We start from the raw sequence: 24,476 nt of genomic DNA, 5'->3' as shown, positions 1-24,476 counted from the left end.
ATACAGCGTGCCGTCAGTACGCTTCCTGATGGATCAAGGCCAGCGCCGTCTTGAAGATGATCTTGATGTCGAGCCAGATGCTCCAGTTGCTGACGTACCAGACATCGTATTCAACGCGCTTTTCCATCAGATCGATTGTCGGCGTTTCACCGCGGAATCCGTTGACCTGGGCCCAACCCGTCAGGCCCGGCTTCATGTGGTGGCGGTAGACGTAGTTGCTGATCATCGGATCGTAATAATTGTCATGCGCGAGCGCATGCGGGCGCGGTCCCACCAGGGACATCTCGCCGCGCAGAACGTTCCAGAGCTGCGGCAGTTCGTCGATGCTGGTCCGCCGCAGCACGCGGCCGACGCGGGTCACGCGCGCGTCGCTCTTCGTCGCCTGCGTGACGACATGACCGTTCTCCGCCACCGTCATCGAGCGGAACTTCCAGATATCGAATTGCTTGCCGTTGAAGCCGCGCCGGGACTGCTTGAAGATCACGTTGCCCTTGGAATCGAGCTTGATCATGATTGCAGCCGTGATCATCAGTGGCGCCAGCAGCAGCAGCGCGAACGAGGCAAGCCCGATGTCGAGGCAGCGCTTCTGCGCCCGCTCGAACACGCTCAGCGGCGCGCGCTGAATCTCGATCGCGACCGTGCCGCTGACCGGCTGGAACGGACGCGAGACCAGATCGGCGATCGGGAAATCCGGCAGAAGGCGGATCGGCTGGGGAACGACGCGCAGGTGCTGGCTCAGCTTCTGGAGAAGAGGCATTTCGTCCCAGTCGACGACCAGGAGATATTCTTCCACATCCGCCGCGCGCGCCTGACGCGTGATGTCGCGAATCTCGCGATCCCATCCCGCGCCCTCTTCGAAAGGCTCGAGCACGAAGTGCCGCACGACGTTGAAGCCGTGCTTGCGCAGATCCTTGAAGCGGCTCGAGGTGAAATCGAGGGGTTTGAGGCTGAGCAGCACCACTTTCCGGTCGACGAGGCGACCCTTGGCATAGCTCGACGTGAGCGCCACGCGCCACAATACGCGAAGCCCGCCCAAGGCAACGACACCGATCGCGGCAAACAACAACGTGGTCCCGCGCGACAGTTCCGCAGAGGATTTGAGCAGAAACGCCTCGACCGCCAGAATGGTCAGCGAGATCAGCCAGACCGCCAGCGCCTTGCGCAGCTGCCAGACGGTACCAAGCAAACGATGATAATCGTAGACGCCCTGGAAGTAAGCGATCGTGACGAACACCGCGCCGACCACGAGACCGGCGCCGACGGACGAATCCTGCTCGGCCACGAGCACACGGTAAAGGCCGTTCGCCACGAAATAGCTGAGCAGGATGGCTGCGAAATCACCCGCGATCAGCGCGATCTGGAGAGGTCGTTGAAGGGCACCGCGTCGGTACGATATAGCCGAATAATGATTTTCCGAACCGTAAGTTGCTACAGCCATCCGAACCTCGCTGCCTCGTCGCGCCTCACAATGGAGAATTGCGAGCAAACCGATCGAAATTGTCGATGTGAGACAAAGTATATCTTAACTAAACAAAGCGACATTGCGGCAGTGCAACGAAAAAATCAAATCGATTTTTATGCAGCACAGCGCCGCAACATTGGAATGCTCAAAGTCCTGTCACACACGTGACAATTAGCGGGCATCTCGCCGCGTTTATGATCAAACCGCGGCACATTTGCGCAGAATTTCGCGCGCATTTGAACGGCTGTTCAACCATTCCGCTTAAGCCGATATTAGGCCGATGCCATTAACACTCGTGACCAATTCGAGGAGTTGCGTCGTGAGTACCGTTGTCGCCTTTAGCCTGTTGATCGGATCGTTGCTGGGGGGCCGATTCCGAATCTTCATTCTGCCGCCCGCCATCGTCTTCAGTGGGGCGATCATCGGTGCGGTCTCCGCCTGGCAGGGACATGCTACGGCTCACACGGTTGTGACGATCATCGTGTTCGCGTCGGTGCTTCAGCTCGGCTATTACTGCGGCGCGGCTCTGGTTCGCGCGCGGGCATCGGCTTATCGCGGCAAGACTGCGCCATCGTTCGACAGCCACGGCTTCGGCTAGCCTGGCGCATGCCGGGGATCGGTGGTTCGCTGGAGCGATGACTGGTCAGGCGACCAAAGGAGCGCTCGCCGGTAAGGCGGAGAAAAAAGCTCCTCGTGGCACCTAAATTCTCCGATAGCATATTGACATCTCGGGGGAAGCTCTTTGAAAGAGTTGGACTCCATGTCCACACCTGCGCCCCGAAATTCGCCGCGGCCGAAGCTACCGAACGGCGTGCGTATCTATGCGATCAGCGACGTACACGGCTGCGCGCATCTGCTTGAACAGATGTTCGCCGTGATCGATGCGGACATGGCCAACAGCCGGCCTTATCGCGCGATCGAGGTCTTCCTCGGTGACTACATCGATCGCGGACCGGACTCGCGTCATACCCTCGACCTCCTGATCAGCCGCAGCCGCCGCCGCAACACGGTCTTTCTCAAGGGCAATCACGAGGCCTACTTCACCTCGGTGCTGGAAGATTCCTCCCGCGCCGCCGAATGGTTTCAGTTCGGCGGGCTCCAGACCCTGATGTCGTACGGCGTGTCGGCCGCACCCGGCCTCGGCAAGGACGAGTTGTCCGATCTCGTGCGCGAGCTCACATCCGTAATGCCGCCGGAGCACATCGCGTTCCTGCGTCAGTTGCGACCGACCTTCACATGCGGCGACTTCTTCTTCGTCCATGCAGGGGTGCGTCCGGGAATTCCGCTCTCCGAGCAGCGCGAGCAGGACCTGCTGTGGATCAGGGACGAATTTCTCCAGAGCAAGCGGCGCTTCGGCAAATATGTCGTGCACGGCCATACGCCGGTGAAGCAGGCCGAGCTGCTCGATAACCGTGCCAACATTGATACCGGGGCCTATGCCACGGGAAACCTGACGCTGCTGTCAATCCAGGGCAACAGCATGCTCGCAATCTAGCTTCAGCTAATTGGTCGGACTGGCCGGAGGCCGGTATTCCGGGAAACGGCTCAGCATCGCCGCCTTGAGAAACTTGAAATGAGCGATCGATGCGCCAAGCTCCTTGAGCCGGCGCTGGCCGTTCAATATCTCCTTGTCGAACAGATCATGGTGGTGATTGTCGAGCGCCTCGCGCTCGAGATATTCGTCATCGCCATTGCCGAAGGTCACCGCGGCACGCGCCAGCACGTCTTCAACCCGGCGGTTCAAGCCCGACTGTTCCCGCTCCGCCGCGTGCAGGGAGTCCTCGATCGCGGTCATGATCGCTTCGACGCGCGTGCGATCGGTTTCGGCGTCACGCTCAGGCGAGCGCGCCCGGAAGGTCTGCTCTCCCCCGAAACGGTCTTTCAGGAAGTTATGGGTGCGGGCCCGCAGGAAGAGTTGAAACATGCGTGCATTTTCCGGTTTGAAGCGCCAAACCGGAAAATGGCTCCGGATGGTTAACAAACATTGAAGTCCCGGATCATTCCGCCCCATTCGCCGGGAAAGGCGGCGGAGACAAAGACAATCACACCGTTGCCTTGAGAGCGTCCAGCTCGCGATCGAGCGCCTCCTGCCAGGCCGGCATCACGATATCGAACCGTTCCCGCAGACGCGTCAGGTCCAGACGGGAATTGAACGGCCGCTTCGCCTTGACCGGAAATTCGCTCGAAGCGATTGGAACGATCTGCTTTACGGCGAAATTCGCCCCGCGAGACTTCAGCCCGGAAACGATCGCGGTCGCAAAGCCGTGCCAACTTGTCTCGCCGGTGCAGACCAGGTTGACCACCCCACCCCGCCTTTCAAGCATTGCGGCAATATCCTCGTCCGCTGGTTGCAGCATCGCAACCATCGCGCGCGCGATCGCATCCGCAGTTGTAGGTGCACCAATCTGATCGGCGACAATCCGCAACTCTTCCCGTTCTCCTGCCAGCCGCACGATCGTCTTGAGAAAATTCGCTCCTGTCGCGGCATAAACCCAGGATGTGCGCGCGATCAGATGAGGACCACCCGCCTCCGCAATCGCCCGATCGCCGGCAAGCTTGCTCTCGCCGTACGCTGAGAGCGGGTGCGGAGTGCTGTCCTCGCGCCGCGGACCCTCGCCCGAGCCGTCGAAGACATAGTCGGTCGAGAAGTGCACCAGCGGGACGCGGCGGCGCGCGGCCCATTGGGCCATGACGCCAGGTGATTCAGCGTTGACCCGAAATGCCATCTCGCGCTCGTCTTCCGCGCGATCGACGGCCGTGTAAGCCGCGGGATTGATGATCAGATCCGGCCCGATCGAGTCCAGCTTTTCAGCGAGTTCCGCCGGTTGCGACAGGTCGAACGCCTCGCGAGTCGGCGCAACGATGTTCGCGCGGTCCTGAAGCAATCGCAGCAGCGCGCCACCAACCTGCCCTCCGGCGCCAGTCAGAAGAATCTTCATGTCAGACCTCGCCGTAGCGGGGGAGCCCCTTCACGTCCGCCAGCAGCGGCGCCTCGGCATCCTTGGGCGAAAGTGACGGTTCTGCGACACCCCAATCGATGCCGATGGCTGGATCGTTCCAGCGCACGGAGATTTCATCCTTCGGACTGTAGAGCTCGTCGCATTTGTAGAAGAAATCGGCCGTCTCGGAGAGAACGGCAAAACCGTGGGCGAAGCCACGAGGAACCCACAATTGCTTGCGATTGTCTTCGCTCAATTCAACGGCAACATGCCGCCCAAAGTTTGGGCTACCTACACGGACATCGACTGCGACATCCAGAACACGACCGCGAAGCACCGTGACCAGTTTGCCCTGCGTAGCGGGATTTTGCAGATGCAACCCACGCAATACTCCGAAACGCGAGCGCGAAAGATTGTCCTGCACGAACGGGCACGTAATGCCATTCTGCACGTATCGCTCGAATTGATACGACTCCAGGAAGAAGCCGCGCTGATCGCCGAATAGCCTCGGCTCGACGATCAAAACTTCGGGTAGATGTGTCGTGTAAACGTTCATTCGCAGGACTTCAGGCTTCGGCACTGATAATAATCTTGTGCAGCGCACTCTATCTGATATTTTCCCACTGGCAAACCAGAGAGGGCCGATGAAGGGAATAATACTCGCTGGCGGAACAGGTTCGCGCCTTTATCCCGTCACGACTGTGGTGTCGAAGCAACTGCTTCCGGTTTTTGACAAACCGATGATCTACTATCCGCTGTCGGCCCTGATGCTTGCTGGAATCCGCGACATTCTCATCATCTCCACGCCGCAGGACAAGCCGCTGTTTCAGCGCCTGCTCGGCGATGGAACGGAAATCGGCCTCAAATTTTCCTATGCATCGCAGGAAACCCCGCGTGGGCTCGCCGACGCTTTCATCGTAGGCCGCGAGTTTGTAGGACAGGACTCAGTCGCTCTTGTTCTTGGAGACAATATCTTCTACGGACACGGGCTTCCCGAACTGCTCGCCAAGGCCGCGGCACGCACGGGCGGCGCCACGATCTTTGGCTACGTCGTCAACACGCCCGAGCAATATGGCGTAGTCGAATTCGGCGCCGACGGGCGCGCACGCTCGATCGAAGAGAAGCCCGCGCGACCGAAGTCGAATGTGGCCGTGACCGGTCTCTATTTCTATGACAATCGCGTGCTCGACATCGCCGCGAAGATCAAGCCTTCCGCGCGCGGAGAGATCGAGATCACCGACGTGAACAATGCATATCTCGACAGCGGCGACCTGTTCGTCGAGGTGCTTGGGCGCGGGTTTGCTTGGCTCGACACCGGAACGCACGGCTCCCTGGTCGAAGCCAGTCACTTCGTGCAGATCTTGGAACAGCGACAGGGATTGCGCATCGCCTGCCCGGAAGAAATCGCTCTGCGGCGCGGCTACATTTCCCTGGAAGCCTTCGCGAAGGTTGCCGAGAAGACCGCCAAGAGCAGCTATGGCCAGTATCTGCAATCGGTTGCGCGTTCCTTCGCCGCTCACGGTCTGAATTGAGGCAACACGACTCATGCGTTTTGAAGCTTCCACGATTTTCGTCACCGGCGGTGCAGGGTTCATCGGCTCGGCAGTCGTCCGTCATCTTCTTCGCGACACGCACGCGCGCGTCGTCAACATCGACAAGCTCACTTACGCGGCAAATCTCGAGTCGATCCCCAACGCCGCGGGCAATCCGCGCTATGCGTTCGAGAAGCAGTGCATTTGCGAAGCGCCCTCGCTGAGGAAGCTGTTCGAACGCTACCAGCCGGACGCGGTCATGAATTTGGCGGCCGAAAGCCATGTCGATCGTTCGATCGATGGGCCCGGAGAATTCATTCAGACCAATATCGTGGGCACGTTCACGCTGCTGCAGGAAGCCCTGCGGTATTGGAAAGGCATGTCAGCGGATCGCCGTTCGCGGTTCCGCTTCCTTCACGTCTCGACCGACGAGGTGTTCGGTTCGCTCGGCAAGGACGGTTACTTCACGGAGACGACCGCTTACGCACCGAACTCGCCCTATTCGGCGAGCAAAGCCTCGTCCGACCATCTGGTCCGCGCCTGGCGCGAGACCTACGAACTGCCCACGATGGTAACGAACTGCTCGAACAACTACGGGCCTTATCACTTTCCCGAGAAGCTCATCCCCCACATGATCATCAAGGGGCTCGCCGAAGAAGCGTTGCCGGTCTATGGCGACGGGCAGAATATTCGAGACTGGCTCTACGTGGAGGATCATGCCAAGGCGCTTGCGCTCGTGCTCGAGCGGGGCCTGGTCGGTGAAACATACAATGTCGGCGGACGAAACGAGCGCAGCAATCTTCACGTCGTGGAAGGCATCTGCGATCTGCTGGATGAAATTTCGCCGTCCGGGGCAGGTTCCCGGCGAAGCCTGATTTCGTTCGTCCCCGACCGTCCAGGGCACGATCGCCGTTACGCGATCGATGCCTCGAAGCTCGAAGACCAGCTTGGATGGCGCGCGGACGAGAATTTCGAGAGCGGCCTGGCCAAGACCGTCCGGTGGTTCGTCGACAATCGGATTTGGTGGGAGAACATTCTCGGTCGCGGCTATCAGCAAAAGCGCATCGGCCTGGGCTAACCGCGTTGACGTCCCTGTGCGAAGGGCCGTGCCGACGTGCATGACGTTGGCGGACTGTCGGCGCTGAATGCGAAAGCCGCACGGAAATGGACGAATACTACTTCGTGTGGATCCGCGGCCTCGACGGGCGCCCGAAGCCGCAGATTTGGGCCGCGGATCAATTTGAACGACCTGAATGGAAGTTTCGGCACGTCATCGCGCGGCATGTTCTCGATGCAGACGAACGCGGAATGGGTGTGGATTGCCTTGCGAAGCTTTTCGCGGCGCCATCTGGTCAGGACGACTGCACCTAGTTTCCCGACTTGACCGGATTGCGGACACCAATTTCGACGTCCGGGGCGCCCAATGATCGAGCGCCGCACGACCACCTGTCTCTGATCAGACTATGAATTGGTTGGTGCGTTTTGCACCATCCATGCCTTCCAGGCCCCCTCATGCTTCTCGTGGAGTTCCGCCCAGCGCTGCTCGCCGGCAGCGAGCCAGATTTCGTGGCCGTCCGGCTCGGACTTGCCATCCACCGGACCGAGCACCAACCTGCTATCAAGCCGCTCGAATTCGAATGTTTCCTCACGCGTCAGACCGATCAGAACACGCCGGCCCGCGGCATCGACGAAATATCGCCGGTGAGCGTTGTTTGTTGGCCTAGTCATGGCAGCTTCCAATCATGCCTGTGGCCGAGACGGCGGTGCGGAGGCTGCGAGAGTTCCGCATGCCCAGGAGCGGAATGACAAGGGCGACCATCATCGATCGTATCCAAGGTTGCATTTGTTCAGAATGCTCGCCACCCCCGCACCGGGGACGCGCTTTGCGGAGGCAAGGCCGGATCGTAAGGCTGATAGAGCGGATGACGCACCCTGCGCCTGCGCGATCGCCACCCGCGCGTCGCATAGCCTCCACCAAAGCCGGCGAGAAGCGAAAACAGGATCGCAACTACAGTCATTCTGAACTCTTCCAGTTGCCGAGCGTGTTGTCTTCGTGACGCAGCATTTTCAGCTTTGAGTTGTGTCGACATCATGATGAGGGTCGCTGATTTTGTCGTCAGGCCGCGACTTTTTTGGCGGCACAATGCATGCGAACTGATCGTTTCGTCTGCGTCAAGCGAAGAACCAGAGAAAGAGTCTCACCAACAATAGCGTGATGAAGTAGACCCAGCCTGCCATCGCGATCAGCGCTACGCTGAAAAACGCACCTTCAAATGCCCGTTCTCTGAGCTTAGTGAAAGGGAACGCCGCCCGCGCTTTCTGAAGCATCTCGATCTTCTGAACGGTTCGTTGCTGTTGGCGCGATCATAGCCGGGTGAATTGGACGATCTCGTGACGGCTCGCCTGAGAGCAGCGCAATGCTGCTCGTCGAGATCGACTCTGTAGGCTCGCGCCGCCATCGACACATTCCAATTCGCGCTATCAAGATGATAACGCATGTGGGCTCGATCGTGATTCGCTCGAGTTGACGGTCATGGTTTGCCACTCGGGATGCGCGGCAACGATTCCTATTCTCGCGCAGGAGCCGGCGACAGAGGGGATGAGGCGCGATCCATCCTTGCCGCCATCACTGCTGGCGTGAGCGCGCGCCGAAGCGATCTCTGCGGATTCCCGACCGGACCCAGTCTGCACAACGGCACATGGCCGGCGCGGCCAACGAGCGTTCCGGCCGGCCTTCGAGGCCGGACGTGGTGGCAGAATATCCTTGACCGAGATCGCTGATGCGCGCGGATCGATCGCGGCTGATGAGAATGTCCGTGGTTATACGGAGCAACACGCATCAATTTCATGCGGGTAAGGTTGAGCGGTTAGCTTAATTCGCGTTGTTTGTTGCGTACTCCTCCCTATCGCTTATCCATCTTCGAACCGGGCTCCCCCAGGCCCCACCCAAGCAAGGCCGTCGAGCGAACATGGTCCGCTTGGCGGCTTTGTCGTTATTTCAACGAGAGGATCGTTTCGGTTATGGCGCGCAGGCCCTGGTCGTTCAAGGAGGATCGCCGGCTCATGGAACTCGCGAAGTCTTCGGCTTCGCTGGAGGAAGCGGCGAGACAGCTAGGGCGATCGCCCGACGCCATCAAGCGCATGGCCCTGCGGCTCGGCCTGTCGCTGAAATCGAAGGGCACGAAGAAGCGCTAAGGGCGGCGAAAAAGATCCAGCCCAAGCCGGAGCAGAAGCGCGGTTGCGTTGACGCAAGTTTCGGACATACGAGCACGGTGGATGCGGCGCCTTGCAAGCCCGAGAGCCACACACGCCGTTTGAACACCGGTTCAAGGACGCCCTTCGAAACTTTAACGATATTCTCGGCTTTCGGAAGCGTGGCTCCGATCGAACGATTATGATGCTGCAATGCGTCAAAACCATCTCATCACAGCTGCCGTCATCTGCCTTGCGCTTATTGTCTATGCAACGCTTGTCAAACTCGCTGGCAGGCCGGCGCTCATCGGACACGCTGAAGGCTATTGGGTGGTGGTCATCGAGCGTTTCAGCGCCTACGGTCTGCTGGGCTTTCTGCTGTCCTTCCTGCTTCCCGGCCGCATCAGGCTGGCCTGCGCCTTCGTGATTGCCGTCGCGGTCGCGCTCGAAGTTTTCCAGGCGTTGACACCCGACCGCGATCCCCGCCTTATCGATGTGCTGCAAAAGGCCGCCGGCGGTGCCTTCGGCGTCATTCTCGCCCAGACGATTCTGGCTTTCCTGCCGCGGCCGCCAGCCTAGTGGCAAGCGCCTGCGCGCGCTAGGTTCTGCCGGCCAGCGGAGCCACACGCGGCGAACGAATGCGTTCGACCCTTGAGCCGAGCCAATTGCGCACGGGCTGATCGACCAATTTCGTCGCAACATAGGCAGCGCCGAGGCAAGTGATCACCTCCAGCACGATCGAAAAGGCGAGCGCCGTCTTGCCGAGGGCGAGAGTGTCCTGAAAATAGAAGAAGATGCGCGTGATCGGGTAGTGCAACGCGTACAGCGGATAGGAAAGCTCGCCAACGAAACTACAGGCCTGCCTCCAGCCCGGCGGCACGGCTGTCTCGGCGCTCCCCCATATCAAGAGCGGAAATACGACAAGAATGCATGCGACATCATAGATCGCGTGCTGGGGAAGAGGTACGAACAGCACACCAATCAAGACCGCGACGGAGGTGATTGCCGCAGTACCGCCGACGCTCGACGCCGTTCCGATCCTCGATATGAAGACGCCGGCGAAAAATGAAAAGCCGACACGGAGCAGACCAACGGACATTTCTCCAGTTCTTGCACCCAATTCGAGATCGCCCTTTTCGAGCGACACCGCGACCAGAGCGATCGCGAAAAGAACCACGAGTATTGAGAGTACCGGTATGCGCAACCACCGAAACACGAAACAGTAAGCGACATTTGCCACCACTTCATAGAAGAGAGACCAAAGAGGCCCATCGAACGGAAAGATCGATGCGGTCAGGGGCATTCGGCCAAAGGGCAACAGGAGCACTCCGAACGCCAGCACCAGGCCCATCTGGTTCAGGTCCAGCGTATGCCCCCTCAGGAGACCGCCAATCGAAACAACCGCACCGACAAGGGTGCCCAGAACGATCATCGGCCAAAGGCGGACGAAACGCAGCAACAGAAATTCGAGCTTGAATGACCGATCTTCCAAACGCCTGCCGTATGCACGATCGATGACGAAACCACTCAGCAGGAAGAAAAAGTCAACGGCAACATACGCGTGACTTGCCATGCTTGCGATCTGAAGGGATCCGGCAATATGGTAAAGAACCACGGCAAATGATGCGATAGCGCGATAAACATCAAGAATGGGATAGTGCCGGCTTCCCCGAGGTATCATTGTTCACACGCCGTTCGGAAACACATAAAAAACGCTCGCAATAATACGAGAAATTGAAGGTGAGCCAAGAGCAATCTTGGCAATGGCGCCCCGCGGCGGGACAGCATCTGCCAAAGCGGTTCGCCGCCGGGATTGGCCGCCGTGTGGCGAGTCGCGTACCACTTGCCTGTCAGAAATTCCGCAGCTTGCGCCTCGCTTGGGGCACAGTGCCCTGGATCGGGCTTTCCGCCGACTTGAACGGAAGAGCGATGCCGGATTTGCCGGGCGGGCGCGCCACAAGTAACAAGTATCGCACCTGCCAGGTCATGGCATCCTAGTCCGGGGGAGCTCCGGTCGTTGCGCCAAATTCCGGCTGGGCAATCATGCCTGATTCGAAAATGGCCGTCTGCCGTAGCCGCGAGCTTACGCCACTCCGCGCTTGAGGCCGCCCCGCTCCGCCGGGAGAACCCCCGACATCTGCCGATGGGTATCGCGCAACGCCGCGATCGCATCATCAAGATCGAATTCGGCCTCGCGAATGGTTTCGAAGAACCGGGCCATCAAGGCGGGGTTCAGCTTGACGCGAGTGTTCCCGTCGCGGCTCTTGCGACGATCAAGCGAGAGATGCGATGCCTGAAGCCGGGCTTCGGCGGCACTGCAGCCGCTGAGTGTCGCGAGTTCGTCGTACGTCATCCAGATCTGAGGCATGTCCCTGTCCGTCTTTTGTTGTGGGCCTCTACCTAGACTTCACCTCTAAAAGCAGTATTGCCGCAGTGCGATCCCGCCGTGTTTTCGCGACAACAGCGTCAATGCAAAACTAAGACACCGGCGTCTTGCCAGGTGCGAACGGATGGCGCGACCGGGAACGGCTGTCGGGCCCCTTCTCGAGTCCCTTGGACAGCTTGTCAGCATTGAACTTCACGACCGCGCATTTGGCGTCGGTTGCCGGCGCATCTTCCTGGCTGTAGATCAGCGTCACCTCGAACGTCACGTCGGGTGCTTGCCTGGCCGTTCCCGAACAGGTCGCCATCGCGCCGCTGCACACGCCGGAGAGTTCGACTTCGACCTCGTCCAGACCGAACACGGTCGGCGGACCCTCGGCATACCGCCGCGTGGTCAGGACGGCCGTGAAGCGCCGGTCGTCATTGAATTGATAAGAGCCGCCATAGGTGAAGAAGCTGTCGCTGCCGGAGATGCGTCCGTCCGCCAGATGCACGATGCCCGTGCCCTGGGCGCGCGGTGTCCTGAACCACGCCGCGTATTTGCCGTCTCTCATCATGGAAACATCCGTCGTAAAATTCACTGGTATTTGCAACCAACTCTGGGGCGCGACAATGACCAACGTGGCGCGCATTCCGCCACGGTTAACGCCCTGCAAAGCCGACCCGTCAAATTGCCGCCGACGCACAAGGCCGGCGGCGAACGTCAAAACAATTCTATGCCGTCATCCGCGGCCTCGACCGCCTCGACGCGGCGCGTGGCGGCGACCGCAAGACCCAGCATTTGCAGGAATTCGCGGTGAACGTGCCGCTCGCGCTCCATGGTGTAACGCGTGAAGAGACCGTCGAGCGTCGCCTGGTCCTGCGGCTCCGGCTGTGGCCGCTGCGCACCCGCGCTCGCGGTCTCGAGGCGCGCGGCAACCCCCGGCAATGTCGCGGAACTCTCACCCAGCGAGCTCATCAGGCCTTGCGCCGAATTCATCAGCCCCTCGAACTCCGCGCCTTCATCGACGAGCCGGCTCATCAGCTTGCCGAGCCGTTCGTTGCCGGTCTCGACCTCGCGCAGCGCCTGGAGGATTTGCGGCTCGAGCTTGGCGAGCTGCGTGGGATCACCCTGCACGCGGAGTTCCTTCAGCTCTTTTGCCGAACGCTCGATGCCGTCGAGCACGGCCCGCAAGCGTCCCGCGCCCGCCGAAACCTGGTCCGCGGTCGCCTTGAGCTCGTTGGCAATCACCACGAAGGCGCTGCCGCGGCTGCCGAGATGGCTCGCCTTGAGGCCGGCGTTCATGCCGATCAAAGTGATGTCGACGGTCGCCTCGGCGAGCCCGGCGATCGCCTGACGAAATTTCGCCAGCGTGTCCTCGACGATGGCAAGGGCCTCGTCGACCGACCGGCCGGCGCTCTCGCAAGTCGCAATCAGGGTCGAGGCATGCGCCAGCGTCTGCTTGATGCGCGTCAGGAACGAGGATGAGCCGCCCTCCGCGCCGCCGAACAGCGTGCGGCCGTGGCCGACGACGCTGCCTGCATCGTGCAGGATTGCCGTCAGCGCGCGAACGATCTGGCCGATGTCGCCGCCGAATTCGCGCTGGGCGTCCCGGAGCAGGGCCGCCTGCAATTGGCAGATGGCGCGCGCACCGTCGCCGCTCGCAACCCGCTCGGGAACGAGGCTCGTGGACGATCCCGACGCAATGCCAAGGCCGTGACAGACGTGCTCGAGACGCTGCCGGGTGCTGTCGCCGGCCTGCAAGGAGATGATCGCACCGCCGACCGCCTCGGCGATCTTTTTTGTGCTGGCGCTCGCAAGATTGGCAAGCTGACCGCTGTTGCGGCGCTGATCATGCAGCCCGGAATAGGCCTCGCCAAGCGCGGTGCTCTCCGACACCAATTGCTTGCCGTAGCGGCCCTCGAACTCCTTCTGCCGGCCGGATGCGGTCGCGACCGCCTCGGAGAGGCGCTGCTGATCCCGCGCACAGCCTTCGATCGAGTGCTGCACCGCCTTGCCGAGATCGTAGGCCTCCTGCGTGAAAGCGAGAAAGCCCTCGCGGTCGCCGTCGAGCGAGGCCGCCTCGATCCTGGCGCTGCGCGCGATGATCGTGATCATCTGGATGTGCTTGAATAGCGGCTTGAGCAGCGAGGATGCTTCCGCCGTGCTCGTACCAATGGTCGCAAGCAGCGTGCTCTCGGCCGGCAGTGCCTCTGCCAGCTCGCCGAGCCGCGCGGAAATCTCCTGCAGGGCGGTCGCGGCACCCTCGATCTCGGCGCCGGAGAGCTCCTCGGAGAGCGTTGCGAGGCCCTGGTTCAACTCCTTGAAGATGAGGTGGCCACGTCCGAGCTCCTGACCGACCCGCGCGAAGACGTCCTCGATCCGCGACGAGACATCCTCGACCGCAGCGGTCGCCTCGGAGAGCGTGTGGGCTGGAATAGCGGACATCGCGATCAACCTGTCAGTGCGCTGTGCCCGGCCTGGTACCAGAGCATGATCTCGCGCGGGATCTGGTGCAGCGCAACGACCTTTTCGACACCGCCATGGGCGATGGCTTCCTTGGGCATGCCGAACACCACGCAGCTTTCTTCGTCCTGCGCGCGCGTCGAAGCACCGAGCTTGCGCATCTCCAGCATGCCGCGCGCACCGTCATCGCCCATGCCGGTCATGATGACGCCGAGCGCATTGGCGCCGGCATGCTGGGCCGCCGAGCGGAACAGTACGTCGACCGACGGGCGATGCCGCGACACCGGTGGACCGTCCTTGATCGCGATCTGGTAGCGGAGCCCGATGCGCTGAAGCAGCATGTGGCGGGCGCCCGGCGCGATATAGGCCCGGCCCGGCAACACCTGCTCGCCGTCCTCGGCTTCCTTAACCCGGATCTGACAGACACTGTCGAGACGCTTGGCAAAGGCTGCCGTGAAACCCGCCGGCATGTGCTGCACGATGAGGATGCCCGGGCAGCTTGCCGGCAGCATCTCCAGGACGTCGTTCAGCGCTTCCGTGCCCCCGGTGGAGGCGCCGATGCAGACGATGCCTTCCGTCGTCGGCCGCGACCGACCCTGGATCGGCGGCGGGATGATCGCGTCGGCCGTCAGCTTCTTCTCAATGGCCCGCCGTTCGGCACGCGGACGCACCCGCGCACGCGCCGCCGACCGCGCTCTTGGCTTCCTGCTTCACCGTGTCATTGGATTCGGTGGTCAGGAACACGATGGGCATGCCGACCGCGCTCGGCAGCTTGCGCAGCGCGCGGATCAGCTCCAGCCCGTTCATGACGGGCATATTGAGGTCGGTGATGACGAGGTCGAGCTTGCCGGCTTGGGCCTTGGCGAGTCCCTGCGCGCCGTCACCGGGCTCGATCACGTTGTGACCGGCCGGCTCGAGCACCACCTTGATCATCTGACGGATGCTGGGGGAATCGTCGACCGTGAGAATCGTGGCCATCAGGTGCCATCTTTCTTTTGCGGGAAGTGCTGATCGATCATCGCCTCGCTGGCGAAGCCGGCACGGCGAAGGGTGTTGCGCAGGGACTGGGAGAATGATGTGAGCACGACAGGGCGGCCCTGGGCCTCGCCCGTCCTGGCGGTCGACAGCAGAAGCTGGATCGAGGTCACGTCGGCCTTGTCGACGCTGGAGCAATCGATCTCGAGCCGGTCCTGCCGGCCGAACGCTTCGCGGATCAGGTCATAGACGCTGCGGATCGCAGCGATGCTGCAATCCGCGGGCAGCCGTAGGGACCACTTCGGCTCAGTGACATCAGACGACATTCGTCCCCCAAAATTCCAAGGGGATTCGCTGCACGCATGGCGCGAATCCCGCGCCACGACTTTTCGCAATGGAGAGTGTGCAAAACCCTAATGGGCCCCACCGTACAACTACGGGTCACATATGGAAAAACTTCGCGTATGCATGCAGACGTGCATGGCCCGCACAAATCTCATGCGCTGCGCGCAGTCATGAGGCATTTCGCAACCGGTCGAACGTTTGCTCCGCGTTAAATTGCAACGGCTATTCGTTGGATCATGCCTCGCCATCCGAACGAGACCGGCCGCCGATGCTGACCCAAGCGCTTCTGGTTGATGACAGCCGCTCTGTCCTCAATTTCCTGAAACGTCATATCGAAGCCGAAGGCCTGGTCGAGGCCACGACGTTCCTCGACCCAGTCGAAGCGCTGGCTTGTGCGCGCGAACGCGTCTTCGACCTCGTGCTGGTCGACTACGAGATGCCGCATATGGACGGCATCAGCTTCATCCGCGTCTTCCGCGCCCTGCCCGGCTGCGCCGACATCCCGATCGCGATGATCACCTCGCGGCAGACCGATGACATCAAGATGGAAGCGCTGCAGGCTGGTGCAACCGATTTCCTGCCCAAACAGCCGCAGAGCGTCGAGATGACGGTGCGCCTGGGCAATCTGGTGCGGTTCGGTGCAGCCGTACGCAAGCAGAACGATCGCGCCGCTGATCTGGCGAGCGCGGTCGCGGCCGCGACCCAGAAGCTCGGCGAGCGCGAGGAGGAGATCATCCTGCGGCTCGCGCTCGCGGTCGAGTACCGCGACAACGACACCGGCGAGCACGCGTTGCGGGTCCGCCCGCTACAGCCGCATCATTGCCGAGCAACTCGGCCTGCCGGCCCGGCTCTGCCGTGACATCTATCTGGCGGCGCCCCTGCACGATCTCGGCAAGGTCGCCCATCCCCGACAGCATCCTTCTCAAGCCCGGCAAGCTGACCGAAGACGAGATGGCGGTGATCCGCACCCATGCGACGATCGGCGAGAAGATCCTCGCGGACTCGAACTGCGAGCTGATCCAGCTCGGTGCGCAAATTGCAGCAGGACATCACGAGCGCTGGGACGGCGCGGGCTATCCGAGCGGCCTCAGGGCGGACGAGATCCCCGTCGCCGCGCGCGTGGTCGCGGTCGCCGACGTCTTCGACGCCCTGACGACGCGGCGGCCATATAAAGAGCCGATGCCGCTGGACGAGGCGCGCACCTATCTGGTCGAGAACCAGGGCCGGCAGTTCGACCCGGCCTGTGTCGAGGCCTTCCTGTCGCGCTGGGACGAGGTCATGGAGATCGCTGCCGGCCGGCAGACGACACAGTATCAGAAGGCCGAGGCTCCTCTCACTCCCATTATCCATTATAGAGAGTGCGGCGGAGGGCCATCCGGTCGAGCACCGCTCGCCTGAGGCCGTCCCGGCCCCCTGACATTATACATTCGGCCAACAGCTTGCCGCGGCTTTACTTTCTCCGGTCGCCGGCTTGAACCTGTTCCTGCTAAAGTGCCACCAATTACCAAGAGTGATTCCGGTCACACTTGCCTGGGCGTTCCGCTGCTAAGCATCGGACCAGGATGGGACCGGTCATACGTCGGTCGAATTGGATGAGAATTCCCATGAGAAGCCTGATCGGCGCCGCTGTCGGCGCGTTCTGTATTGCGGCCCCCGCTTTGGCGGAGACCCCCGCCGCAATCGTCGAAGACGTCCAGGGCAAGGTCGATGGCATCGCGTTCATGGACTATGTGGCGCCGGGCAAGATCATCAAGCTCGGGCCCAAGGCCAGCATCACGCTCAGCTACCTCAAATCCTGCCAGCGCGAGACCATCAGCGAAGGCGTCGTCCTGGTCGGCGCCGAGCAGAGCACCGTGCAGCTCGGCCAGGTCAAGCGGGAAAAAGTACCCTGCGATACCAATGCGGCAAAACTGTCGGAGCGGGAGGCGAACCAGAGCGCCGCAACCACGTTCCGTACCATGCGATCGGACTCCAAGGGAGCGCCGCCGGCCAAGCTGCCGACGCTCTACGGGGTCGCTCCGCTGGTGCAAGCCAAGACCGGCAGCACGCTGGTGATCGAACGCACCGACGGCAAGGAGCCCACGATCAGCGTACCGCTCAGGAACGAGATCATGGTCGGCGGCAAGTTCTACGACTTTGCCAAGGCCGGGAAGTCGCTGACCCCTGGCGGCAGCTATCTCGCCATTCTCGGCACCAAGCGCTACGCCTTCCAGATCGATGCCAGCGCCACCTCGTCGCCGACGCCGATCGTCGGCCGCCTGCTGCGGCTCGAATAGGCGGGCTTGCGACGGGGCGATGCGGCGGATCGGTGGGCGGGACATCGTTGCGGCGATCCTGATTGCGCTCCTCGCGGGCGCGGTGTTCACGTCTCCGCCGCTTCAGGCGCTGCAAGGTCTCTCGCTCGACATCCTTACGGCGATGCGCGGCAAGTTCATCGGCGACGGCCGCGATCCCGCGACATCGCCGATCGTCGTCGTCGCGATCGACGGCGAGAGCTACGACACCCCGCCCTTCAAGGGATCGCCGACACAAACCTGGACGCGCGAGATCGGCCGGGTTCTCGGAAGCATCGCCGAAGGCGGCGCCAAGGTCATCGGCTTCGACGTCATCTTTCCGAGTTCGATCGAGCAATCGGAAATCCCCTTCGGCGATACGTCGTTCGGCAGCCGGATAAGAGGATTTGACCGGGACTACCTGATCGCGCTGCGGCAACTCTCCGACAGCGGCAAGCTGGTGCTCGGCGAAATCCTCAGCAACGACCGTTCAGACAGGCCCGACCGCGCTCAGCAACTGGCGGTAAGAAACAACATTCGCGCCCTCAACGTCCATACCGACAGTGACGACGTCATCAGGCGGATGCCGCTGAGCTTCTCGGTCGACGGCAAGCCGTCCCCCGCGATGGCGGTCGAGCTCGCCGCGCGTGCACTCGGCGCAAGGCCCGAGACCGGACCGTCCGGCGTGACGGAATTGTCCGGCTACGCGGTCCCGAGTGCAGTCCCGAACACGCTGACGCTTAACTACCGCGGCATGGGCCGTGACGTCCCGGCCTATTCCTTCGCCGACCTGCGCGCCTGCGTCGAGAAGGGTGACCGCGGCTTCTTCCAACGCGCCTTCGCCGGCAAGGTGGTGCTGCTCGGCACCATCCTCAATTTCGATGACCGCAAGCTCACCTCGATGCGGCTGTCCGGCGGGTATGACGGATCGCCGGCACCGCGATGCGCCCTGCCCGTCATGGCTGGCACCGCGCAAAAGGCCCGAAGCGATATCGCAGGCGTATTCGTGCATGCCACCGTCGTGCGGAACCTGATCGAGCGCGATGCGGTGACCGAGCTCGGTTTCCCCATGCGCACCGTTCTCACGATCATGTTTGCGGCCGTCATCGCCTGCGCGGCCTGCATGCTCGCACCTGGCGGCGCGATGATCGCCTGGTTCGGCTTCACTGCCGTTTACACAGCCATTGCCGTCACCGCGTTCGTGCATGCCTTGGCGCTGCCGCTGACGGAACCTGCGCTCGCGAACCTTGCTGCGCTCGCGATGATGATCGGCTACCGCTTCGTGCTGGCCGATCGCGACGAGCGTTTTCTGCGCAAGAGCTTCGCCTTCTATCTCGCCCCCGAAGTGATCGACACGATGGTGGCTTCGGGGAAGATGCCGGCGCTCGGCGGCGAGATGCGCAACGTCACCATGTTCTTTTCGGACCTCAGCGGGTTCTCCTCGATCGCCGAGAGGATGACACCGGGCGAGCTGGTCACCCTGATGAATGAATATCTCTCGGCCATGACCGATATCATCGAGAGCCATGGCGGCTATGTCGACAAATATATCGGCGATTCCATCGTCGCGATGTTCGGCGCTCCGGCCGACGATCCCGAGCACGCGCGTAACGCGGTCCGCGCCGCGCTGAAGTGCCACGACAAGCTGGCAGAGCTCAATGCCAACAATCCCGCCTTCGCCGGCCACGGCCTGTCACACCGCATCGGCCTCAACAGCGGCGAAGCCGTCGTCGGCAATATCGGCTCGCGTCGCCGCTTCAACTATACCGTCATGAGCGACACCGTGAACGTCGCCTCGCGCCTCGAAGGCGCCAACAAATATTACGGCACCGCGATCATGGCATCGGAAACAACAATGGTGCAGACCGGCGATGCCTTCGCCTGGCGCGAGCTCGACGCAATCAAGGTGATGGGGCGCGGCGAGGCGATCAAGGTCTTCGAGCCGCTCGCGGAGAAGGGTGCGGAGAGCGCCGGGCGAACGAAGGTTACCGCCGCTTATGCGGAAGGACTGGCCTGCTTGCGGGCAAGGGAATTTGCGAAGGCGGCCGAGGCGTTCGGGCGAACGGCGGAAATTGATCCGGCGTCGGCGCTGTTTGAAAAGCGCGCGCGAGCGCACGCTGCAAATCCACCGCCGTCGGATTGGACGCCGGTCAACATCCTGGAAGGGAAGTAGCGCGGCGTCGCACGCTTTTCGAAACCACTCCACCTTAAAACGGCAGCCCCACGTAATTCTCCGCGAGCAGCCGTTGCGCCGTCTCGGACGAGAGCAGATATTCCAGCTCCGTCCGCTGAAGCCGGTCCTCGTATTCAAGTCGGTCGGGGAAACGGTGCAACAGCATCGTCATCCACCAGGAGAACCGCTGCGCTTTCCAGATTCGCGCAAGCGCCTTGGCCGAATAGCCGTTGAGGCCGGAATCGTCGCCGCTCTCATAATGCGCAAGCATGGCGTGATAGAGATAATAGATGTCGGAGGCAGCGCTGTTCAGCCCGCGCGCGCCGGTCGGAGGCACGATGTGAGCGGCATCGCCGGCGAGGAACAGTCGACCGTAGCTCATCGGCTCGGCGACGAAGCTGCGCAGGGGCGCGATGCTCTTCTCGATCGAGGGGCCGGTGATCAGGCGCCCGGCGACCTGGTCCGGCAGGCGGCGCTTCAGCTCGGCCCAGAACGCGTCATCGCTCCAATCCTCCACCTTGTCCGTCAATGGCACCTGGACGTAATAGCGGCTCAGCACTTGTGAGCGAAGAGAACAGAGCGCAAAGCCGCGCGCGTGCTTCACATAGATCAGCTCCGGCGACACCGGCTTGGTGCGGGACAGCACGCCGAGCCAGCCGAACGGGTAGATCTTCTCGTATTCGCGCAGCACGTCCTTCGGGATCGACTTGCGGCTGACTCCGTGAAAGCCGTCGGCTCCGACAATGTAATCGCAATCGACACGGACGATCGCATCGTTCGATCGATAGGTCACGTAGGGCCGGTCCGTCGTCAGGTCGTGCGGCGTCACGTCCTCGGCATTGTGCACGATCTTGCCACTGAGCCGGTCGCGCGCCTCGTAGAGGTCGCGCGTCAATTCGGTCTGGCCGTAGACCAGCACCGAATTGCCGCCGGAATGCTTGTGCAGGTCGATATGGGAGAGCACGCCGTCATGCGCGATCTCGAAACCGTTGTGGATCTCGCCCTCGCGGTCCATCCGCTCGCCGCATTGCGCCTCGCGCATCAACCTGACGAAGCCGTGCTCGAGAACGCCGGCACGGATGCGGGCCAGCACGTGGTCGCGGCTGTATTTCTCCAGCACGACCGTATCGATGCCCTTGAGATGAAGCAGTTGGGACAACAGCAGCCCAGACGGCCCACCTCCGATAATACAGACCTGAACCTTCATTATTTCGTCCTCCCGTCAGTACCATTTTCAGATTTTTCGCTGCGGACCGATGGAGGGATCGGCCTTTGTCTTGTACAATTCGAACATGAGAACCACAGCGCCAGCCCCCGCGATCCGGGTCTACAACCTGTTCGGCGAGTCCGGCGATTTGCCCGATGTCGTGCATTGCGAGACAATCGCGTCCCGCTCGGTGCTGCACGACTGGAACCTGGCTGTGCACCGGCACGCGCGGTTGCACCAAGTGCTGCTGATCGAGCGCGGTGGCGGCGAGGCGACGCTCGACGGCCGCATGGTGCCGCTCCGGCCGATGCAGATCGTCAATGTACCGGTCGGCCACGTTCACGGCTTCCGCTTCGTCCCCGGCACGCAAGGCTGGGTGCTGACCATCGCCGCGGAAATTCTGGACGAAGCGCTGCTTGCCTCGGAAGGATTGCGCGGCGTCCTGTCGCGATCGGCCGTGGTGCGCGGTACGCCGCAGATCCGCACCACCATGAAGCAGATATTCGCCGAGCATGCTGCGCGCGATTTCGGGCGCGCGCATGTGCTGCGTGCATTGTCGGCGGCCATGATCGGGCTGGTGGCTCGCGCGTTCACCAGCGAGAGGGGTAGCAACGGCGCGGCGGAGAGTGGATTGTTCCGCCGCTTCGAGATGCTGCTCGAGCAGCATTATCTGGAACGTTGGAGCGTTGCTGACTATGCAGGCGCGCTGTCGGTCACGCCGACCCATCTCAACCGGCTGACGCGGGCGGCGACCGGCGACACCGCCTCGCACCTGATCCTCAACCGGCTGATCCGCGAGGCGCGTCGCAATCTGGTCTACACCAATCTGCCGGTCTCGACGATCGCCTACACGCTCGGCTTCGAGGACCCCGCCTATTTCAGCCGCGTCTATACCGCCGCCACGGGCCTATCGCCGCGCGCCTTTCGCGCGCGGCTCCACGGCGGTGAGGACTGACGCATCGGACGTCAGGCACTCCTGGCGCGACGTTTGCTATTTGCCACGATCTCCCCATCGGCAGCCTCAAGCAGCGACGGCGCGGCGCTCAACTGCGCCTGGCCGCTCGCCCGCTTGAGCATGATGATGAGATAGCCCGTCACTGCGGTTGCCGCGGTGCGGCCCAGATCGTCCTCGCGGTTCGACGATCGGGGCGGCCACGGCCGTGATCAGGCCAATTTGGACCGGACCCGCTGCTGTTTCCGGCGCGTCTACTTACCTTCGTATAGAGCGTCCAACCCTTTGGATAGGATTCGTTTACCTCCGTACGATTGAGCCCCGACTGCCCGTGCCTTACCGTGACTGCAGTTCGGCGCCCTCGCGCCGGTGGCATCGACCTCCCTGACCTTGGCGCAAGACGGCCACGCCCTGTCCGGCCGTCTGCGCTGCTTTTTTCAGCAAACCATCGGCGACCTCAGTATTTTCTGGCCGCCCACCGAAGCCCGGTGGGTTCGAAGCGGAATTGGAGATTTGTGCATAATGTCTTCGATTGAGAAGATCGCACTCTTCATCGATGGCTCCAACCTCTATGCCACCTCCAGAGCGCTCGGCTTCGTTATCGATTACAGGCGCCTGCTCCATGAATTTCGGGGCCGAGGTGCACTGCTGCGGGCGTTCTACTACACGACCGTCACCGAGGATCAGGAATATTCGTCTATCCGCCCGCTGATCGACTGGCTCGACTACAACGGGTACACCGTCGTCACCAAGCTCACCAAGGAGTTCGTCGACGCCACCACGGGCCGCCGCAAGGTGAAGGGCAGCGTGGATGTGGAGCTCGCCGTGCATGCCATGGAGCTTGCCGGGCGCGTCGATCAGATCGTGCTGTTCTCGGGCGACGGGAATTTCCGCCCGCTGGTCGAAGCCGTGCAGCGCCGCGGCGTCCGCGTGACGGTCGTCTCGACGCTAACCACCCAGCCGCCCATGGTCGCCGACGAACTGCGCCGGCAGGCAGACCTATTCATTGATCTGGCAGAACTGAAACCAAAGGTCGCGCGCGACCCGGCCGAACGGCCGGGATCGCGCGAGCTGCTTCAGCTGCCACCGCAGTTCCTCGCGCAAGGAAGAATTAATCGAGCCGACCAGGGGGAGTGATCCCGTGGGACGGCCAGCGGATCGTCAGACATCGAAGAACACCGTCTCCTCGGGCCCCTGCAGATTGATCGTGAAGGAATACACGGCCTTGCCGGCGCCCTCGCCGCGTTTTGCGATCAGCGTCGACCGCCGGACCGGAGGCTCGACCAGGTTGAGCACGGGATCGGCGGCGTTGGCCACTTCCTCATCCGAAAAATAAAGTCGCGTGTTGAGGCCGATATTGATGCCTCGCGCGACGATCCAGACATTGACGTGCGGTGCGCATTTGCGTCCCGCCTTGTCGATGATGGCGCCGGGCTTGATGGTCTCGAACGTGATGAGGCCGCTGTCGAAATCCGAACCCCCGCGACCCCAGCCGCGGAAATCCTCGTCCAGCGCGCCGGCCGAGCGATCGGCCGGATGGTTGTAACGGCCGCTCGCATTGGCCTGCCAGATTTCCAACAGCACATCGCGCAACGGCGAGCCGCTGCCGTCGATCACCTTGCCTTCCAGCGTGATGTGCTCGCCTTGCGTGGTCGGCGTCGCCAGCACGTTGGAAAAGTTCTTGTCGAAGATGTCGAAGCCGGCCATGGCCGGGATCAGGCCGATATGGACGTAGGGCCCGGCGGTCTGTGACGCCGTTTCCTTGAGGTAGTTGAGCGGCTGCGGCATGGACTCAGTTCCCCTCCGGGCGGTTCTCGAAGTAGGTGGAGCGCTGACCGCGCAGGACGATATCGAAGCGGTAGGCGAGCGAGTCGAACGGGATCGAGGCGTTGAGATCGAGCGGCGCGACGAGGCGGTCGAGCGCGTCCTTGTCCGGGATCGTCGTCAGGATCGGGCAGACCGGAATCAGGGGATCGCCCTCAAAATACATCTGCGTGATCAGGCGCTGCGCAAAGCCCGAGCCGAACACCGAGAAGTGGATGTGGGCGGGGCGCCAGCTATTGACGTAGTTGCGCCAGGGATAGGGTCCGGGCTTCACCGTGCGGAAATAGTAATAGCCGGTGTCGTCGGTCAGCGCGCGGCCGCAGCCGCCGAAATTCGGATCGATCGGGGCGAGGTACGTATCCTTCTTGTGCCGGTAGCGGCCGCCCGCATTGGCCTGCCAGAACTCGACCAGCGTGTTCGGCACGCCGCGACCGGTCTCATCCAGGACACGGCCATGGACGATGATGCGCTCGCCGACGGGATCGCCGTCCCTGGCGTAGTTGCGGATCAGATCGTTGTCGAGCGGCCCGAGATCATTGTGGCCGAACACCGGCCCCGTGATCTCCGAGACCGAGTTCTCGATCGACAGCAGCGCCTGGCGCGGCGAGCGCAGCACCGAGGATTTGTAGCCGGGCGCATGCGCCGGCGGATGGATGGAGCGGTCGCGCTGGAAGAAGCCGCCGTCGCGCGGCGTGAACGGCTCGGGCCGGTTGAGGCAGGGATCCCGCAAGGCTGGCGCCTGGGCATTCATCGGCGTTGTCTCTCCCTTGGAGC

The 24,476-nt window shown here is 62.1% G+C and carries 27 protein-coding genes and 2 pseudogenes; 12 read left to right on the top strand and 17 right to left on the bottom strand.

The annotated features are described in order from the left end of the window. Positions 1-13 precede the first annotated feature (13 nt). On the bottom strand, positions 14-1,438 hold the full coding sequence (locus QSV46_RS28715; RefSeq protein WP_314959453.1) for an undecaprenyl-phosphate glucose phosphotransferase: 1,425 nt from the start codon (positions 1,436-1,438) through the stop codon (positions 14-16). 343 nt (positions 1,439-1,781) lie between these two features. Here QSV46_RS28715 and QSV46_RS28710 point away from each other — a divergent pair, with 343 nt between their 5' ends. Both QSV46_RS28710 and QSV46_RS28705 read left to right on the top strand, forming a co-directional pair. Beyond that, positions 1,782-2,060 (top strand): hypothetical protein, encoded by a 279-nt coding sequence (locus tag QSV46_RS28710; protein WP_314959451.1) that lies wholly within the window; start codon positions 1,782-1,784, stop codon positions 2,058-2,060. 162 nt (positions 2,061-2,222) lie between these two features. Continuing rightward, positions 2,223-2,957, top strand: a complete 735-nt coding sequence (locus QSV46_RS28705; protein ID WP_314959449.1) for a metallophosphoesterase family protein — start codon at positions 2,223-2,225, stop codon at positions 2,955-2,957. Positions 2,958-2,963: 6 nt separating this feature from the next. Here QSV46_RS28705 and QSV46_RS28700 read toward each other — a convergent pair whose 3' ends face one another. From QSV46_RS28700 to rfbC, 3 genes are all read right to left on the bottom strand, one after another. Beyond that, entirely contained in the window at positions 2,964-3,386 is a 423-nt protein-coding gene (locus QSV46_RS28700) for a hypothetical protein (RefSeq protein WP_314959527.1), read from the bottom strand. 118 nt (positions 3,387-3,504) lie between these two features. After that, a complete protein-coding gene (rfbD, locus tag QSV46_RS28695) occupies positions 3,505-4,401 on the bottom strand; it encodes a dTDP-4-dehydrorhamnose reductase (protein ID WP_314959446.1) in 897 nt (298 codons plus the stop codon). Position 4,402: 1 nt separating this feature from the next. Then, on the bottom strand, positions 4,403-4,957 hold the full coding sequence (gene rfbC / locus QSV46_RS28690; RefSeq protein WP_314959443.1) for a dTDP-4-dehydrorhamnose 3,5-epimerase: 555 nt from the start codon (positions 4,955-4,957) through the stop codon (positions 4,403-4,405). 88 nt (positions 4,958-5,045) lie between these two features. Here rfbC and rfbA point away from each other — a divergent pair, with 88 nt between their 5' ends. From rfbA to QSV46_RS28675, 3 genes are all read left to right on the top strand, one after another. Continuing rightward, on the top strand, positions 5,046-5,933 hold the full coding sequence (rfbA, locus tag QSV46_RS28685) for a glucose-1-phosphate thymidylyltransferase RfbA (protein ID WP_314959526.1): 888 nt from the start codon (positions 5,046-5,048) through the stop codon (positions 5,931-5,933). Positions 5,934-5,946: 13 nt separating this feature from the next. Next, positions 5,947-7,011 (top strand): dTDP-glucose 4,6-dehydratase, encoded by a 1,065-nt coding sequence (gene rfbB / locus QSV46_RS28680; protein WP_314959440.1) that lies wholly within the window; start codon positions 5,947-5,949, stop codon positions 7,009-7,011. A gap of 86 nt (positions 7,012-7,097) precedes the next feature. Further along, positions 7,098-7,304: a hypothetical protein gene (locus tag QSV46_RS28675; RefSeq protein WP_314959439.1), complete on the top strand. Its 207-nt coding sequence runs from the start codon at positions 7,098-7,100 to the stop codon at positions 7,302-7,304. A gap of 90 nt (positions 7,305-7,394) precedes the next feature. Here QSV46_RS28675 and QSV46_RS28670 read toward each other — a convergent pair whose 3' ends face one another. Both QSV46_RS28670 and QSV46_RS28665 read right to left on the bottom strand, forming a co-directional pair. Next, positions 7,395-7,661, bottom strand: coding sequence for a hypothetical protein (locus tag QSV46_RS28670; RefSeq protein WP_314959436.1), 267 nt, complete (start codon positions 7,659-7,661; stop codon positions 7,395-7,397). Between the two features lie 444 nt (positions 7,662-8,105). Next, positions 8,106-8,261, bottom strand: a complete 156-nt coding sequence (locus tag QSV46_RS28665; RefSeq protein ID WP_314959434.1) for a hypothetical protein — start codon at positions 8,259-8,261, stop codon at positions 8,106-8,108. A gap of 735 nt (positions 8,262-8,996) precedes the next feature. Here QSV46_RS28665 and QSV46_RS28660 point away from each other — a divergent pair. Further along, positions 8,997-9,128 carry a hypothetical protein gene (locus tag QSV46_RS28660; protein ID WP_314959530.1) on the top strand — a complete coding sequence of 44 codons (132 nt, stop codon included), beginning with the start codon at positions 8,997-8,999 and terminating at the stop codon, positions 9,126-9,128. Between the two features lie 210 nt (positions 9,129-9,338). After that, positions 9,339-9,704, top strand: a complete 366-nt coding sequence (locus tag QSV46_RS28655; protein WP_314959432.1) for a VanZ family protein — start codon at positions 9,339-9,341, stop codon at positions 9,702-9,704. Between the two features lie 19 nt (positions 9,705-9,723). Here the strand turns inward: QSV46_RS28655 and QSV46_RS28650 are convergent, their stop codons facing one another. From QSV46_RS28650 to QSV46_RS28620, 7 genes and pseudogenes are all read right to left on the bottom strand, one after another. After that, positions 9,724-10,806 (bottom strand): acyltransferase, encoded by a 1,083-nt coding sequence (locus tag QSV46_RS28650; protein ID WP_314959429.1) that lies wholly within the window; start codon positions 10,804-10,806, stop codon positions 9,724-9,726. A 402-nt stretch (positions 10,807-11,208) separates the two neighbouring features. Then, on the bottom strand, positions 11,209-11,493 hold the full coding sequence (locus tag QSV46_RS28645; protein ID WP_314959426.1) for a hypothetical protein: 285 nt from the start codon (positions 11,491-11,493) through the stop codon (positions 11,209-11,211). Between the two features lie 109 nt (positions 11,494-11,602). After that, positions 11,603-12,064, bottom strand: a complete 462-nt coding sequence (locus tag QSV46_RS28640; RefSeq protein ID WP_314959423.1) for a hypothetical protein — start codon at positions 12,062-12,064, stop codon at positions 11,603-11,605. Between the two features lie 146 nt (positions 12,065-12,210). Then, on the bottom strand, positions 12,211-13,935 hold the full coding sequence (locus QSV46_RS28635) for a chemotaxis protein (RefSeq protein ID WP_314959420.1): 1,725 nt from the start codon (positions 13,933-13,935) through the stop codon (positions 12,211-12,213). Between the two features lie 5 nt (positions 13,936-13,940). Then, positions 13,941-14,648 (bottom strand): annotated as a pseudogene (locus QSV46_RS28630) (chemotaxis protein CheB); the annotation flags it as partial. Then, a complete protein-coding gene (locus QSV46_RS28625) occupies positions 14,593-14,931 on the bottom strand; it encodes a response regulator (RefSeq protein ID WP_314959417.1) in 339 nt (112 codons plus the stop codon). The pseudogene QSV46_RS28630 and the gene QSV46_RS28625, both read right to left, overlap by 56 nt. After that, complete coding sequence (locus QSV46_RS28620) at positions 14,931-15,254, bottom strand: STAS domain-containing protein (protein ID WP_314959414.1); 324 nt, start codon at positions 15,252-15,254, stop codon at positions 14,931-14,933. The genes QSV46_RS28625 and QSV46_RS28620 overlap by 1 nt, the downstream gene beginning before the upstream one ends. Positions 15,255-15,541: 287 nt before the next feature. Here QSV46_RS28620 and QSV46_RS28615 point away from each other — a divergent pair. The 3 genes and pseudogenes from QSV46_RS28615 (at position 15,542) to QSV46_RS28605 (ending at position 19,719) form a co-directional block, all read left to right on the top strand. Beyond that, a pseudogene (locus tag QSV46_RS28615) lies at positions 15,542-16,690 on the top strand (HD domain-containing phosphohydrolase). 187 nt (positions 16,691-16,877) lie between these two features. Next, positions 16,878-17,549 (top strand): hypothetical protein, encoded by a 672-nt coding sequence (locus QSV46_RS28610; protein WP_314959411.1) that lies wholly within the window; start codon positions 16,878-16,880, stop codon positions 17,547-17,549. Positions 17,550-17,568: 19 nt separating this feature from the next. Next, positions 17,569-19,719 carry an adenylate/guanylate cyclase domain-containing protein gene (locus tag QSV46_RS28605; protein ID WP_314959408.1) on the top strand — a complete coding sequence of 717 codons (2,151 nt, stop codon included), beginning with the start codon at positions 17,569-17,571 and terminating at the stop codon, positions 19,717-19,719. Between the two features lie 34 nt (positions 19,720-19,753). Here the strand turns inward: QSV46_RS28605 and pobA are convergent, their stop codons facing one another. Continuing rightward, on the bottom strand, positions 19,754-20,926 hold the full coding sequence (gene pobA, locus QSV46_RS28600) for a 4-hydroxybenzoate 3-monooxygenase (protein ID WP_314959405.1): 1,173 nt from the start codon (positions 20,924-20,926) through the stop codon (positions 19,754-19,756). A 49-nt stretch (positions 20,927-20,975) separates the two neighbouring features. Between pobA and QSV46_RS28595 the strand changes: the two genes are divergently transcribed. Next, positions 20,976-21,881, top strand: coding sequence for a helix-turn-helix domain-containing protein (locus QSV46_RS28595; RefSeq protein WP_314959401.1), 906 nt, complete (start codon positions 20,976-20,978; stop codon positions 21,879-21,881). A gap of 11 nt (positions 21,882-21,892) precedes the next feature. Here the strand turns inward: QSV46_RS28595 and QSV46_RS28590 are convergent, their stop codons facing one another. Next, positions 21,893-22,024, bottom strand: coding sequence for a hypothetical protein (locus tag QSV46_RS28590; RefSeq protein WP_314959400.1), 132 nt, complete (start codon positions 22,022-22,024; stop codon positions 21,893-21,895). Positions 22,025-22,400: 376 nt separating this feature from the next. Between QSV46_RS28590 and QSV46_RS28585 the strand changes: the two genes are divergently transcribed. Then, positions 22,401-23,015 carry an NYN domain-containing protein gene (locus tag QSV46_RS28585; protein ID WP_314959399.1) on the top strand — a complete coding sequence of 205 codons (615 nt, stop codon included), beginning with the start codon at positions 22,401-22,403 and terminating at the stop codon, positions 23,013-23,015. Between the two features lie 24 nt (positions 23,016-23,039). Here QSV46_RS28585 and pcaG read toward each other — a convergent pair whose 3' ends face one another. Both pcaG and pcaH read right to left on the bottom strand, forming a co-directional pair. Next, the gene (pcaG, locus tag QSV46_RS28580; protein WP_314959397.1) at positions 23,040-23,666 is read right to left on the bottom strand and encodes a protocatechuate 3,4-dioxygenase subunit alpha; all 627 of its coding nucleotides are present in this window, start codon (positions 23,664-23,666) and stop codon (positions 23,040-23,042) included. A 4-nt stretch (positions 23,667-23,670) separates the two neighbouring features. Continuing rightward, the gene (pcaH, locus tag QSV46_RS28575) at positions 23,671-24,453 is read right to left on the bottom strand and encodes a protocatechuate 3,4-dioxygenase subunit beta (protein WP_314959396.1); all 783 of its coding nucleotides are present in this window, start codon (positions 24,451-24,453) and stop codon (positions 23,671-23,673) included. Between the last annotated feature and the right edge of the window lie 23 nt (positions 24,454-24,476).

The sequence above is a fragment of the Bradyrhizobium cosmicum genome (assembly GCF_032290525.1).
In the GTDB taxonomy this organism is placed as follows: Bacteria; Pseudomonadota; Alphaproteobacteria; order Rhizobiales; family Xanthobacteraceae; genus Bradyrhizobium; species Bradyrhizobium cosmicum_A.
The sequence above is the reverse complement of the archived record's forward strand: the minus strand, read 5'-3'. Positions and strand labels throughout refer to the sequence as shown.

What these genes read in the sequence shown, in the direction of transcription:
- QSV46_RS28715 (WP_314959453.1), bottom strand. Translation starts at nt 1,438, where the DNA reads ATGGCTGTAGCAACTTACGGTTCGGAAAATCATTATTCGGCTATATCG.
- QSV46_RS28705 (WP_314959449.1), top strand. Translation starts at nt 2,223, where the DNA reads ATGTCCACACCTGCGCCCCGAAATTCGCCGCGGCCGAAGCTACCGAAC.
- QSV46_RS28700 (WP_314959527.1), bottom strand. Translation starts at nt 3,386, where the DNA reads ATGTTTCAACTCTTCCTGCGGGCCCGCACCCATAACTTCCTGAAAGAC.
- rfbD (WP_314959446.1), bottom strand. Translation starts at nt 4,401, where the DNA reads ATGAAGATTCTTCTGACTGGCGCCGGAGGGCAGGTTGGTGGCGCGCTG.
- rfbC (WP_314959443.1), bottom strand. Translation starts at nt 4,957, where the DNA reads ATGAACGTTTACACGACACATCTACCCGAAGTTTTGATCGTCGAGCCG.
- rfbA (WP_314959526.1), top strand. Translation starts at nt 5,046, where the DNA reads ATGAAGGGAATAATACTCGCTGGCGGAACAGGTTCGCGCCTTTATCCC.
- rfbB (WP_314959440.1), top strand. Translation starts at nt 5,947, where the DNA reads ATGCGTTTTGAAGCTTCCACGATTTTCGTCACCGGCGGTGCAGGGTTC.
- QSV46_RS28675 (WP_314959439.1), top strand. Translation starts at nt 7,098, where the DNA reads ATGGACGAATACTACTTCGTGTGGATCCGCGGCCTCGACGGGCGCCCG.
- QSV46_RS28670 (WP_314959436.1), bottom strand. Translation starts at nt 7,661, where the DNA reads ATGACTAGGCCAACAAACAACGCTCACCGGCGATATTTCGTCGATGCC.
- QSV46_RS28665 (WP_314959434.1), bottom strand. Translation starts at nt 8,261, where the DNA reads ATGCTTCAGAAAGCGCGGGCGGCGTTCCCTTTCACTAAGCTCAGAGAA.
- QSV46_RS28660 (WP_314959530.1), top strand. Translation starts at nt 8,997, where the DNA reads ATGGAACTCGCGAAGTCTTCGGCTTCGCTGGAGGAAGCGGCGAGACAG.
- QSV46_RS28655 (WP_314959432.1), top strand. Translation starts at nt 9,339, where the DNA reads ATGCGTCAAAACCATCTCATCACAGCTGCCGTCATCTGCCTTGCGCTT.
- QSV46_RS28650 (WP_314959429.1), bottom strand. Translation starts at nt 10,806, where the DNA reads ATGATACCTCGGGGAAGCCGGCACTATCCCATTCTTGATGTTTATCGC.
- QSV46_RS28645 (WP_314959426.1), bottom strand. Translation starts at nt 11,493, where the DNA reads ATGCCTCAGATCTGGATGACGTACGACGAACTCGCGACACTCAGCGGC.
- QSV46_RS28640 (WP_314959423.1), bottom strand. Translation starts at nt 12,064, where the DNA reads ATGATGAGAGACGGCAAATACGCGGCGTGGTTCAGGACACCGCGCGCC.
- QSV46_RS28635 (WP_314959420.1), bottom strand. Translation starts at nt 13,935, where the DNA reads ATGTCCGCTATTCCAGCCCACACGCTCTCCGAGGCGACCGCTGCGGTC.
- QSV46_RS28625 (WP_314959417.1), bottom strand. Translation starts at nt 14,931, where the DNA reads ATGGCCACGATTCTCACGGTCGACGATTCCCCCAGCATCCGTCAGATG.
- QSV46_RS28620 (WP_314959414.1), bottom strand. Translation starts at nt 15,254, where the DNA reads ATGTCGTCTGATGTCACTGAGCCGAAGTGGTCCCTACGGCTGCCCGCG.
- QSV46_RS28610 (WP_314959411.1), top strand. Translation starts at nt 16,878, where the DNA reads ATGAGAAGCCTGATCGGCGCCGCTGTCGGCGCGTTCTGTATTGCGGCC.
- QSV46_RS28605 (WP_314959408.1), top strand. Translation starts at nt 17,569, where the DNA reads ATGCGGCGGATCGGTGGGCGGGACATCGTTGCGGCGATCCTGATTGCG.
- pobA (WP_314959405.1), bottom strand. Translation starts at nt 20,926, where the DNA reads ATGAAGGTTCAGGTCTGTATTATCGGAGGTGGGCCGTCTGGGCTGCTG.
- QSV46_RS28595 (WP_314959401.1), top strand. Translation starts at nt 20,976, where the DNA reads ATGGAGGGATCGGCCTTTGTCTTGTACAATTCGAACATGAGAACCACA.
- QSV46_RS28585 (WP_314959399.1), top strand. Translation starts at nt 22,401, where the DNA reads ATGTCTTCGATTGAGAAGATCGCACTCTTCATCGATGGCTCCAACCTC.
- pcaG (WP_314959397.1), bottom strand. Translation starts at nt 23,666, where the DNA reads ATGCCGCAGCCGCTCAACTACCTCAAGGAAACGGCGTCACAGACCGCC.
- pcaH (WP_314959396.1), bottom strand. Translation starts at nt 24,453, where the DNA reads ATGAATGCCCAGGCGCCAGCCTTGCGGGATCCCTGCCTCAACCGGCCC.